The sequence below is a fragment of the Micrococcus sp. 140720015-1 genome (assembly GCF_053627595.1).
In genome coordinates, this window is record NZ_JBSEYC010000002.1 from 73,213 (window position 1) to 85,474 (window position 12,262).

Annotated in this window: 9 protein-coding genes; 1 reads left to right on the top strand and 8 read right to left on the bottom strand. The window is 73.7% G+C overall.

Going from position 1 to position 12,262, the window contains the following annotated elements; all coding sequences use genetic code 11:
* Positions 1–39: 39 nt before the first annotated feature.
* From rpmA to ACUXPL_RS03615, 3 genes are all read right to left on the bottom strand, one after another.
* Positions 40–297, bottom strand: coding sequence for a 50S ribosomal protein L27 (gene rpmA / locus ACUXPL_RS03605; RefSeq protein ID WP_002853915.1), 258 nt, complete (start codon positions 295–297; stop codon positions 40–42).
* A gap of 51 nt (positions 298–348) precedes the next feature.
* Positions 349–654, bottom strand: a complete 306-nt coding sequence (gene rplU / locus ACUXPL_RS03610; protein WP_002853919.1) for a 50S ribosomal protein L21 — start codon at positions 652–654, stop codon at positions 349–351.
* 232 nt (positions 655–886) lie between these two features.
* Complete coding sequence (locus ACUXPL_RS03615) at positions 887–4,180, bottom strand: Rne/Rng family ribonuclease (protein WP_454182007.1); 3,294 nt, start codon at positions 4,178–4,180, stop codon at positions 887–889.
* Between the two features lie 397 nt (positions 4,181–4,577).
* Here ACUXPL_RS03615 and ACUXPL_RS03620 point away from each other — a divergent pair, with 397 nt between their 5' ends.
* Positions 4,578–5,237 (top strand): vitamin K epoxide reductase family protein, encoded by a 660-nt coding sequence (locus ACUXPL_RS03620; RefSeq protein ID WP_454182009.1) that lies wholly within the window; start codon positions 4,578–4,580, stop codon positions 5,235–5,237.
* 87 nt (positions 5,238–5,324) lie between these two features.
* Here ACUXPL_RS03620 and ndk read toward each other — a convergent pair whose 3' ends face one another.
* The 5 genes from ndk to ACUXPL_RS03645 form a co-directional block, all read right to left on the bottom strand.
* On the bottom strand, positions 5,325–5,747 hold the full coding sequence (gene ndk / locus ACUXPL_RS03625; RefSeq protein WP_180537422.1) for a nucleoside-diphosphate kinase: 423 nt from the start codon (positions 5,745–5,747) through the stop codon (positions 5,325–5,327).
* A gap of 75 nt (positions 5,748–5,822) precedes the next feature.
* Entirely contained in the window at positions 5,823–6,323 is a 501-nt protein-coding gene (locus ACUXPL_RS03630; RefSeq protein WP_336264845.1) for a DUF4233 domain-containing protein, read from the bottom strand.
* On the bottom strand, positions 6,320–7,873 hold the full coding sequence (locus tag ACUXPL_RS03635) for a bifunctional folylpolyglutamate synthase/dihydrofolate synthase (protein ID WP_454182011.1): 1,554 nt from the start codon (positions 7,871–7,873) through the stop codon (positions 6,320–6,322). Before ACUXPL_RS03635 ends, ACUXPL_RS03630 begins: the two co-directional genes overlap by 4 nt.
* Positions 7,873–11,289 (bottom strand): isoleucine--tRNA ligase, encoded by a 3,417-nt coding sequence (gene ileS / locus ACUXPL_RS03640; protein WP_454182013.1) that lies wholly within the window; start codon positions 11,287–11,289, stop codon positions 7,873–7,875. The genes ACUXPL_RS03635 and ileS overlap by 1 nt, the downstream gene beginning before the upstream one ends.
* 277 nt (positions 11,290–11,566) lie before the next feature.
* Positions 11,567–12,202: a TIGR03085 family metal-binding protein gene (locus ACUXPL_RS03645; protein ID WP_454182015.1), complete on the bottom strand. Its 636-nt coding sequence runs from the start codon at positions 12,200–12,202 to the stop codon at positions 11,567–11,569.
* Positions 12,203–12,262 lie beyond the last annotated feature (60 nt).

Below are 12,262 nucleotides of genomic sequence, written 5' to 3' on the forward strand. Positions count from 1 at the left end.
CCGGGCGAGGGTCCGCACGCAGACCGCACGAGTGTCAGATCACTCCGCGGCGGGGACGATGTCCACGACCTTGCGGCCGCGGCGCTGGCCGAAGGCCACGGAGCCCGCGGACAGCGCGAAGAGGGTGTCGTCCTTGCCGCGGCCGACGTTGCGGCCCGGGTGGAACTTGGTGCCACGCTGGCGGACGATGATCTCGCCGGCGTTGACGTCCTCGCCGCCGTAGCGCTTGACGCCGAGGTACTGCGGGTTCGAGTCGCGGCCGTTCTTCGAGGAACTGCCGGCCTTCTTATGTGCCATTGCTGTTGCCTAACCTCTCGGATGCTCGGTTTCGCCGGTGCCGGTGACGGCTCAGGCGATCCCGGTGATCTTGACCGTGGACAGCTCAGAGCGGTGGCCCTGGCGCTTCTTGTAGCCGGTCTTGTTCTTGTACTTCATGATGACGACCTTCTTGCCACGGGAGTGGGAGACGACCTCGGCGGTCACCTTCACACCGGCGGCATCGGCGCCAGCCTTGACCTCGTCCCCGTCCACCAGCATCAGAGCGGGCAGCTCGACGGAGCCACCGGTCTCAGCGGGAACGCGGTCAAGGGTAACGAGGTCTCCGACGGAAACCTTCTCCTGGCGGCCGCCAGCGCGGACAATCGCGTACACCACTTGGGACTCACTTCTCTCGACGTTTCAATGGATCAGATCGGGTTCTGCTCGCCCGCACCTCGACCGCGGCTGCGTCCGGGTCCGGCGGTCCCTCACCGGGACATGCGGGAGCGTGCGGGCGGTGAACACCGATGGTCCAGCATACTCGCTGCCGGGCGTCCGGACCAAACAGAGGCGTGTCGGCGCGTCGCCGCCGCCCGGGGCGGACCCGGGGCGGCGGCACCGACGACGGTCAGCGGCCGCGACGGGCCAGGTCGGCGGCCTTCACGCCGACGCCGAGCATCACCGGGGCGGCACCCTGCGGCTCGGCGGGGGTGGACGCCTCGGCCACGGCCGCCGTGAAGCGGCCGCCCTGGACCCCGCCGGGCGCGGCCTGGACCTGGACGTGGACGCCGTCGGACGACACGGCGCGACGCGAGCGCCGGCGCGGCGCTCCGGGCACCGGGGCTGCCTGGGCCTCGGCCGGGGCGTCCGCGACGGGGGCCTGCTCCGCGTCCGCCGCGGGCGCCGCCGTCGGCTCGGTCGCCGCAGGCTCCACCATCACGGCCTCCTCGACGGCGGCCGGGGCGGCGGGCTGCTCGTGGACCTCGGTGGCGTCCGTGGACTCCTCGGGCGAGGGCTCGGTGGCCTCCACCGGAGCCGCGTCCGTGCGGCCGGCCGTCCGCTCGGCGGACGCGTCCGCACCGGCGGCCGGGCGGACGACGCCGTCGCTCGAGGCCCGGCGGGACCGGCGACGCCGGGGCGTCGGGGCGTCCTCGGCGGGCACGGGCTCCGAGGCATCCTCGGCGGGCACGGCCGCCGAGGACTCGGCGTCCGCGGCGTCGTGCCGCGACGGCGTCGCGTGCTCCGCGCCCTGGCCCTCGGCGTCGGTCTCGGTCGAGGCCGCCTCACCGCCCCGCCGGGACCGCCCGCGGCCACCCCGGCGACGCCGGGACCGGCGGGGACGGTCGTCCTGCGTGTCCGCGTCCTCCGGGGACTCGGCCTCGGCCTCGGTGACGGCGGCCACGGCCTCCTCGGCCTGCGCGACCGGGTCCTGGTGCTCGGGGGCCTCGGCGGCGGCCGGTTCGGTCTCCTCCTCCGTCTGACGGGGCTGATCGGCGGACTCGGCGGGGCCGTCGTCGTGCGACCGCGCGGCATCCTCGGAGCCCGCGGCCTCGGCGCCGGTGTCCGCCGACTCCTCGGTGCGGCCCCGGCCGCGGCGGCGGCCCCGACGGCGCCGGCGACGCGGCGTCTCCTCCTCGTCCGTCCCGGCCGGCTGCCCGGACTCCGCGGGCCCGGCCGACGCGGCCTCGACGGCCTCGGCCGCGGAATCCTCGGCGGCGTCCGCCGCCTGCTCAGCGGGGGCGGGCTCCTGCGCGGGGGTCTCGTCCTCGGCCACCTTGCCGGAGGCCTTCGCGATCGAGTGCAGGGCGACCCGGGCGGCCTCGGCCCGCTCACGGCGCTGCCGCTCGTCCTCGGAGTCGGCGTGCTCGGCGCCCGTCGTCGTGGCCGCGGCGGCGTGGGCGTGCTCGCCCTCGCCGTTGCCCCGGCGCCGGCGACGACGGCGGCCCTCCGCCTCGCCGCGCTGCTCACCGCCGGAGCGTCCCCGCTCGACGGGCGTGTCCTGGATGAGGATGCCGCGGCCGGCGCAGTGTTCGCAGGTCTCCGAGAACACCTCCACGAGCCCGGTGCCCATGCGCTTGCGCGTCATCTGGACCAGGCCGAGCGAGGTCACCTCGGCGACCTGGTGCTTCGTGCGGTCCCGGCCCAGGCACTCCACGAGACGGCGCAGCACGAGGTCGCGGTTGGCCTCGAGCACCATGTCGATGAAGTCGATGACGATGATGCCGCCGATGTCCCGCAGGCGCAGCTGCCGGACGATCTCCTCGGCGGCCTCGAGGTTGTTCTTGGTGACGGTCTCCTCGAGGTTGCCGCCGGAGCCCGTGAACTTGCCGGTGTTCACGTCCACCACGGTCATGGCCTCGGTGCGGTCGATCACGAGCGAGCCGCCGGAGGGCAGGTACACCTTGCGCTCGAGCGCCTTGTGGAGCTGCTCGTCCACACGGTGGGTGGCGTACAGGTCCTCGCCGTCGTGGTCCTCCGGCACCCAGTGGTGCAGCCGGTCCAGCAGGTGCGGGGCCACGTAGGTCACGTAGGCCTCGATGTTGTCCCACGTGGCCTCACCCTGCACGAGCATGGCGGAGAAGTCCTCGTTGAAGACGTCGCGGACCGTCTTGATGGTCAGGTCCGGCTCGGCGTAGAGCAGCTCGGGGGCGAGCACCTTGGTGCCGGACGCCTTCTCCTGGATGCCCTCCCACTGAGCGCGCAGACGGTTGATGTCGTTCTGCAGCTCCTGCTCGGAGGTGCCCTCGGCCGCGGTGCGCACGATCACGCCGGCGTCCTGCGGCAGGTGGTCCTTGAGGATCTTCTTCAGACGCGAGCGCTCCACGTCCGGCAGCTTGCGGGAGATGCCGGTCATCGAGCCTCCGGGCACGTACACGAGGTAGCGGCCGGGCAGGGAGACCTGGCTGGTCAGGCGGGCGCCCTTGTGGCCCACCGGGTCCTTGGTGACCTGGACGAGCACGGTGTCGCCGGACTTGAGCGCGTTCTCGATCTTCCTCGGCTTGCCGTCCAGCTGGGCGGCGTCCCAGTTGACCTCGCCCGCGTAGAGCACGGCGTTGCGTCCGCGGCCGATGTCCACGAACGCGGCCTCCATGGACGGCAGCACGTTCTGGACCTTGCCCAGGTACACGTTGCCGATCATCGAGTCCTGCGTGGTGTGCGAGACGAAGTGCTCGGCCAGCACGCCGTCCTCGAGCACGGCGATCTGGATGCGCTGGTCGCGCTGGCGCACCAGCATCTTGCGGTCCACGGCCTCGCGGCGGGCCAGGAACTCGGCCTCGGTGATCACGGTGCGGCGACGCCCGCCCGAGCGGGAGTCGCGGCGGCGCTGGCGCTTCGCCTCGAGCCGGGTGGAGCCCTTGACGCTCTGGACGGTGTCCGAGGCGGTGCTGACGGCCTGGCGCGGCGCGCGCACGCGGGTGACGGTGTGCTCGGGATCGCCGGCCTCGCCGCCGTCGAGCTCCATGTCCACCTCGCCGCGGCGGCGTCGGCGGCGCCGACGGGAGACCACGGCGCCCTCGGCCCGGTCCTCGGACTCTCCGGCGTCCTCCCGGTCCTCGGCGTCCGCCGACGCGTCTGCGGCGCCCTCCTCCGCGTGGCCGCCCTCGCGCGAGGGGCGGCGACGACGGCGCGAACGCCCGGAGGTCTCCGGGTCGTCCTCGTCCTCGGAGCGCTGCCGGGACGTGGTCTCGGTGCGCAGCACCTCGATCAGGTTCGCCGGCACGGCGAACGGGTCGGTCGGGTCGACCTGCAGGGTCGGCGCGCTCGGCTCCTCGGGCGCGTCCGCGGCGTCGTCGGACGCGGGGGTCCGCTCCGGCTGAACGGCCCCGGCGGCGGTGTCCGCCGCGGTCTGCGTCACGGCCTGCGCGGCCGTCTCCTCCGCGCGTTCGTCTGCGCGGGTCGTGTCCTCGTTGTTGGCCGCCATGGCAGCACCTCCCGCCGACCGACGACGCCACACTCGCCGCCGCCCGGCGTGTCCGCGTCCGCCGCCGGCCGCGTTGCCCCGGGCGCCGTGCGCCACGGGTGCGCCGGGAGGCGGACTCCGAGAAGTCATCGGGTGGACCGCGTCGACCGTCAGGGCCCGGCGCGGAACCGCTGCGCCCTCGAGATCGGGGCCTGGGCGTCGTGTGCCGTCCGCCGGCCGGCGCACGGACGCGCACGGGCGGGGCCCGGCGTCCACCTCCCGCACGATGTTCGACGCGGGGGCGCCTCGGCGGCGGCCCGACGTCGGGCGCGCAGCGGGCTGCCCCGCGGTGTGGCCACGGGACGGCCAGGGCCGATTGTCTCACATCCGCCCCGGGCACGCGCCTAGAATCGTGCCCATGCCTGCGACCCCGCCGACGGACGACATCCGCCTCGCCCCTGCCGACGACATCCCCGCCGAGGAGGCCCGGCTCAGCTGGTACGCCCGGCCCGCGGGCACGGCGGCGCTGCTGCTGATCACCTCGCTCGTGGCGCTGACGGCGACGATCATCATCATCGTCGAGCGCGCCCTCCTCACCGCGGACCCGACGCACCGCACGTCCTGCGACCTCAACCCGTGGGTGTCCTGCGGCCAGGTGATGCAGTCCTGGCAGGCCCACACCTTCGGCTTCCCGAACACGTACATCGGCGTGGTCGCGTTCTCCGTGCTCATCACCGTGGCGGTGTCCCTGCTCGCCGGCGCCCGCTTCGCCCGCTGGTACTGGCTGCTGATGAACGCGGGGATCCTGGCGGGCTTCGCGTTCTGCGTGTGGCTCTGGTACTCGGCCGTCTACAGCATCGGCACGCTCTGCCTCTACTGCATGGTCGTGTGGGCCATGGTCATCGCCCAGCTCGTGCTCGTGACGTCCCGGAACCTGCAGACCGGCACGCTGCCGGCCCCGGCCGGTCTCGTCCGCCTCGCCCGGGAGCTGGCCTGGCCCGTGATCGTGCTCCTCTACGTCCTGGTGTTCGCCTCGATCCTGCTGGAACTGGGCCTCGGGGTCATCGGGATCGACTGAGCCTGAGCTCCCCCACCGGACACGACGACGGCGGCCGGTCACCCCACCAGGGTGACCGGCCGCCGTCGTCGGTGACCCGGACCGGGCTCAGCCGAACCAGATCGCGAGCTCGCGCTCGGCCGAGAGGGTCGAGTCCGAACCGTGGACGAGGTTCTTCTGGACGGCCTCGCCCCAGTCCCGGCCCAGGTCGCCGCGGATGGTGCCCGGGGCGGCCACGGTGGGATCGGTCTTGCCGGCCAGCGAGCGGAACCCCTCGATCACCGAATCGCCCGTGACGCGCGCGGCCACGACGGGGCCGGAGGCCATGAACTCGACCAGCGGCTCGAAGAACGGCTTGCCCTGGTGCTCCTCGTAGTGGCGCTCCAGCATGGCGCGGGTGGGCGTGAGCATCTTCAGATCGGCGATCACGTAGCCCTTGCGCTCGATGCGCGCGAGGATCTCGCCGACCAGGTTGCGGGCCACCCCGTCCGGCTTGACGAGGACGAGGGTCTCTTCGGTGTGGTGCGTCATGGGGTGTGCTCCTAGCGTCGTCGGACGGCCGCGAGCGCGGTCCGGTTCTCGCCCCACCCTAGTGGGGCGCGGTTGTCAGCGTCCGTGCTCGGCCTCCCAGGCGGCCTCGAGGCGGTCGCGCTGGGCGTTCTCGACGTCCATGGCACCGCCCTTGATCACGGCGTACGCCCACGTCAGCGCGAAGAGGGCCCCCACCACGAACATCGAGTACTCCCAGAAGCCGGAGGCCAGCAGGACGGCCTGGATCGCCCAGCCGATCGCGATGCCGACGGGCTTGCGCACCAGGGCGCAGGTCAGCACCGCGACGACGGCCAGCGCGGAGTAGCCCGCCACGAACCACCAGGCGCCCGGCTCGTCCCGGTGCATGCCGAACAGCATGAGCCCGAGGAAGAAGATGAGCACCGCCTCGAGCATGAGGATCGTGGAGGTGAACAGGGCGCGCACGGAGCGGCGGCGCCGGCGAGTGCCGGGGCGCCACTGCCGCTGGGCTCGCGTCTCGCGCGCGGGGCGCCAGGACTCGTCGCCGAAGCGCCCCTGCTCCGTGGCGCCTCCGGTCTCCGGCTGGTCGTCGGTCATCGGTCCTCCTCCGGCCGGCGGCGGGCGCCGGCGTCGTCGCGGTCCTCGAGCAGCTCGAGGATCTCCGGGTCCAGATCGTCCTCGTCGGCGTCCGCCAGCCCGACGGCGTCGAGCAGGTCGGCCGGGTCGAGACCGCGGGCGGCCACGGTGACGGGGCCGGCATGGCGGGGCTCGCCCACGAGGGTGCGGACCTCCGCGGCCAGCGTGATCGAGCCGAGCACGAGCACACCGCCGCCGGTGCCGGAGGCCAGTTCGTCCGCGCTCGTCTCCAGGGCCTCCGCGCGGCCGACCGCCCACTCGAGGGCGTCCGGCACGGACTCGGTGGCGTACACGTCGTCCTCGGGCCAGCCGGCGTCGACGGCCATGCGGGCCAGCTCCCCGGCCGGGATGGCGCGGGTCGAGGAGGACTGCGTCACCGCGAGGTCCTCCACGTCGTCGCCGAACGCCCGGTAGAGCGCCGCGAGCATGCCCGGCGCGTCCTTCTCCTGGAGGATCCCGACGACCAGCGAGAGGCGGGTGAGGCCGAACGCCTCCTGCACCGCGCGGGCCGTGGCCCGCACGCCGTCCGGGTTGTGGGCGGCGTCCACGATGAGCGTGGGCGCGGTGCGCAGCACCTCGAGCCGGCCGGGCGAGGTGACCTGGGACAGCCCCTCGCGCAGCAGCTCCTCGTCCAGCGGTCGCTCGCCGCCGCCCAGGAACATCTCCAGGGCCGCCACGGCCACCGCGAGGTTCTGCGCCTGGTGCTCCCCGAGCAGCGGCAGGAACAGGTCCCGGTACTCGGCCGCGAGGCCGCGCACGGACACCTGCTGGCCGCCCACGGCCAGGGAGCGCTCGAGCACGCCGAACTCGACGCCCTCGAAGCGGAACGGCACGTCGGCCGCCCGCGCCGCCTCGAGCAGCACCTGGGCGGCGTCGCGCTCCTGGGCGGCGGAGACGAGGGCGCCGCCGGGCTTGATGATGCCGGCCTTCTCCTCGGCGATCTCGGCCTCGGTCTCCCCCAGCAGGTCCGTGTGGTCCAGGGAGATGGGGGTGACCACGGAGACGACGGCGTCCGCGACGTTGGTCGCGTCCGTCACGCCACCGAGGCCCACCTCGAGGACGACGACCTCGACGGGCTCGTCCGCGAACACCGCGAAGCCCAGCGTGGTGACCGCCTCGAAGTACGTCAGCGGGACCTCGCCCGCGGCCTCGAGCTCCGCGTCCACGGTCTGCACGATGGGGAGGATCTCCCCCCACACGCGCACGAAGGTCTCGTCGGCCACCGGGGCGCCGTCGATGCTGATCCGCTCCGTGACACGCTGCAGATGCGGCGAGGTGTAGCGCCCGGTCCGCAGCCCGTAGGCGCGCAGGACGGCCTCGACCATCCGCGCCGTGGACGTCTTGCCGTTGGTGCCGGTCAGGTGGATCACCGGGGCCGCGTGCTGCGGGTCGCCGAGCAGCGCGAGGACGCGCCGCATCGGCTCGAGCCGCGGCTGCATCGCGTTCTCCGGGGCGCGGGCGAGCAGGTCCCGGTAGACCTCCTCGACCGTGCCCGGGGCGTCCCCGCGCATCACGCGTCCGCCTTCGCGACGGTGACGGCCACGGTCTTCATGGCGTCGTCGGCCGGGTCCTTGCGCGGGCCGGCCGCGCCGGAGTCCACGAGCTCCAGGTCCACCGTGAGGGTCTCCTCCGCGACGAGGCCGCGGTGGGCCTCGAGCGCCGCCACGACGGCGGTGGGGCCCTCGATCCGCGTGCGCACGCGGTCGGAGACGTCCAGGCCGGCGTCCTTGCGGGCCGCCTGGACGGCGCGGACCACGTCCCGGGCGGTGCCCTCGGCGGCCAGCTCCGCGGAGACCTCGGTGTCCAGGACGAGGAAGCCGGCGGTGCCGGGCAGCACGCCCACCGCGGTCCCCTCGGGGGCACCGGTGGAGACGGTCCGCAGGTCGTAGAGCGCGGGGGCCAGGGTCACGGTCTCGCCGTCGGCGAGCGTGACCGCCAGGCCCTCGGCCGTCTCCTCGTACGCGCCGGCGTCGACCGCCTGCTTCACGAGCGGCACCTGCCTGCCGAACGCCTTGCCGAGCTCGCGGAAGTTCAGCTTCAGCTCCGTGCCGATGCCGTAGCGGGCGATCGCCTCCTCCGAGAGCTCGGTGAGCTCGACGTCCTTGAGATTCAGCTCGTCCGCCACGATGCGGGCGTAGGTGCCCTCGAGGCCCGCCGCGTCCGGGACGACGACGGACAGGCGGGGCAGTGGCAGGCGCACCCGGCGGCCGGCCCCCTTGCGCAGGGCCGAGCCGGCCGAGCTGATGCGGCGCACCGCGTCCATGCGGGCCACGAGGGAGTCCGCCTCGGGCCCGTGGGGGAACAGGTCGGCGTCCGGGTAGTCGGTCAGGTGGACCGAGCGGCCGCCGGTGAGGCCGCGCCAGATCTCCTCGGCGATCAGCGGCATCAGCGGTGCGGCGGCCCGGGTGAAGGCCTCCAGGACGGTGTAGAGGACGTCGAAGGCGACGGTGTCCTCGTCGAAGAACCGCTCACGGGACCGGCGGATGTACCAGTTGGTCAGCGTGTCCATGAAGCCGCGCAGCGCGTCCGTGGCGTCCGAGACCTCGTAGGCGTCCAGGCCGGTCTTGACTTCCCGCAGCATGCGGCCCGTGGCGGCCAGGATGTACTGGTCTAGGGGGTCCTCGGCGGTGTGCCGCTCCTGCGCGCGGTACCCCTCGGGGCGGGCGCCGCCGTCGTGCGCGGTGTTCGCGTACAGGGTGAAGAAGTGGTAGGCGTTCCACGCCGGCAGCAGCACCTGGCGGACGCCCTCGCGGATGCCCTCCTCCGTGACGATCAGGTTGCCGCCGCGCAGGATGGGGCTGGCCATGAGGAACCAGCGCATGGCGTCCGCGCCGTCGCGGTCCAGGACCTCCGTGACGTCCGGGTAGTTGCGCAGCGACTTGGACATCTTCTGCCCGTCCGAGCCGAGCACGATGCCGTGCGAGATCACGTTGGAGAACGCCGGCCGGTCGAACAGGGCGGTCGCCAGGATGTGCATGGTGTAGAACCAGCCGCGCGTCTGGCCGATGTACTCCACGATGAAGTCCGCCGGGTTGTGCGTGGGGAACCAGTCCGCGCGCTCGAACGGGTAGTGCACCTGGGCGTACGGCATGGAGCCGGAGTCGAACCAGACGTCCAGCACGTCCTCGACCCGGCGCATGACCGCGCCGGCCGCGGCGGCCTCGGGGTCCGGGTGGGGGCGGGTGAGGTCGTCCACCCACGGGCGGTGCAGGTCCACCTCGCCCTCGGCGTTGCGCGGCAGGCGGCCGAAGGCCTCCTCGATCTCGGCGAGCGAGCCGTAGACCTCCTGGCGCGGGAAGTCCGGGTGGTCGGACTCCCACACCGGGATGGGCGATCCCCAGTAGCGGTTGCGGGAGATGGACCAGTCACGGGCGTTGGCCACCCACGTGCCGAACTGGCCGTGCTTGACGTTGCCGGGGATCCAGGTGATCTCCTCGTTCAGCTCCAGCATGCGCTCCTTGATCTGGGTGACCTTGACGTACCAGGACGTCACCGCGCGGTAGATCAGGGGCGTGCGGCACCGCCAGCAGTGCGGGTAGGAGTGCTCGTAGGAGGCTTCGCGGGCCACGCGGCCCAGGGCGCGCAGGGCGCGGATGATCGTGCGGTTGGCCTCGAAGACCTGCACGCCGGCGATCTCGCGCAGGTCGCCGCGCCCGACGTCCTCGCGGGCGAACAGCGGCAGGAACCGGGCACCGGAGTCCACGGAGAGCAGCACGGGAATGCCGTTGGCCTCGCACACGCGCTGATCGTCCTCACCGTAGGCCGGCGCCTGGTGGACCACGCCGGTGCCGTCCTCGGTGGAGACGTAGTCGTCCACGAGGATGCGGTGGGCGCCCTCGACGCCGAGGTCACGGCCGTTGACCGTGAAGGTCTCCCCGCGGTGGGCGTCGAACACGTCCGTGAACAGCGGCGCGTAGGCCAGGCCGCCGAGGCGGGCGCCGGGGATCGTCTCGGTGACCGCGGCGCGGGCGGCGTCGGCGTCGGCGTAGCCGAGCTCCTTGGCGTGGGCGCCCACGAGGTCCACGGCCAGGAGGAAGCGGTCCCCGTCCGCGGTCGCGCCTTCGGGGCCGGCCGGCACCACGGCGTACTGGATCTGGGGGCCGACGGCGAGGGCCGCGTTGGTCGGCAGCGTCCAGGGCGTGGTGGTCCAGGCCAGGACGTGGACGCCGGCCAGGTGCGCGGCGAGCGCCGCGTCGGCGCCGCCGTCGGGCACGAGGGCGGGGTCCGCCGGGAGGCCGGTGATCGGGAACGTGACGGTGACCGAGGGGTCCTGGCGCATCTTGTAGACGTCGTCGTCCATGCGCAGCTCGTGGTTGGACAGCGGGGTCTCGTCGTTCCAGCAGTAGGGCAGGACGCGGAAGCCGCGGTAGGTCAGGCCCTTGCGGTGCAGCTCGGAGAAGGCCCAGATCACGGACTCCATGAAGTCCGGGGTGAGGGTCTTGTAGTCGTTCTCGAAGTCGACCCAGCGGGCCTGGCGGGTCACGTAGTCCTGCCACTGGTCCGTGTACTTCAGGACCGAGGAGCGGCAGGCGTCGTTGAACGTGTCGATGCCCATGGCCTCGATCTCGGACTTGTCCGTCATGCCCAGCTGCTTCATCGCCTCGAGCTCGGCGGGCAGGCCGTGGGTGTCCCAGCCGAAGCGGCGCTCCACGCGGCGGCCCTGCTGCGTCTGGTAGCGGGCCACGAGGTCCTTGACGTACCCGGTGAGCAGGTGGCCGTAGTGCGGCAGGCCGTTGGCGAAGGGCGGGCCGTCGTAGAAGACGAACTCGTTCTGCGAGCCGTCCGCGTTCCGGGCGGGACGCTGGTCGATCGAGGCCTGGAAGGTGCCGTCCTCGTCCCAGTACGCCAGGATGCGGCGCTCGATCTCCGGGAAGCGCGGGGAGGCGGGGGTGCGGCCGTCAGGAGCGGAGGAGGCGAGGGGGTACACGGGGGTCCTTTGCGTCCGGGGCGTCGGTTCCGTGCAAGGACGCCCGAGGGCCCGGCCCTCCGGCCGGCCGCGGACGCGGTACCACCTTGCTTGCCGGCGTCGGGAGGTCCCCGGGGTGCCGGCCGCTTGATGACTGCTGTGACGGGCTTACCCGTCCGGTTCTACTGGGGCCCTGCGGCCCGTTCTTCCGGAGGCTCGCCGGTGATGGCCGGGTCGACGCCTGTGCCCGCCAGTGTAGTGGACGATGCGCCGGCCCGTGGCCGCGGGCCGGAGCGGGTCAGAGGGCGGTGCGCACGGCCGCCGACGCGTCGCCGTCGAGCTCCACGTGGACGGCGTCCCGGCCCGAGGCCCAGAGGAGGAGCTCCCCGACCTCGCCGGTCACCGTGACGGGCGCCCGCAGCGCCACGGCCCCGCGGGTGACGGTGACCGGGGCGCGACCCGGGCCCTGGAGGACCACCGGCGCCGCGGACTTACGCAGGAACAGCGGGGCCATGCGGCGCAGCGAGCGGTAGAGGGCGTCCTCCTCGTCCGGGGAGAACGAGCGCGGGGCGGGCAGCGAGCCGCCGGTCGCGGACTCGCCGCGCCGGACGTCCTCGAGGTGGATGAAGTGCTCGACCGCGTTCACGTGCCTGTCCGCCGCCCGCATGGGGTTCAGCGCCGACGGGCCCACGGCCCACTCCCGCACGACCTCGGCGTAGTCGCGGCGCTTGGTCTCCGCGGTCAGGCGGTCGAGGTGGCGGGACAGCGGCGGGAGGAACAGGGCGGCGAAGGCGTCGGGCCGGCTCTCCCGCAGCCAGAGGTGGGCGGCGAGGTCGCGGGTGCTCCAGCCGCCGCACAGGGTGGGCGCGTGGGGGCCCTTCTCGAGCAGGAGGTCAGCGAGGCGGGCGCGTTCGGCTGCGGCGAAGGTGGTCATGGGCACCACGGTAGGGAGCGGGCCGCGGCGCGGGCGAGGGGTGGCGCCCCGCCGCGGCCT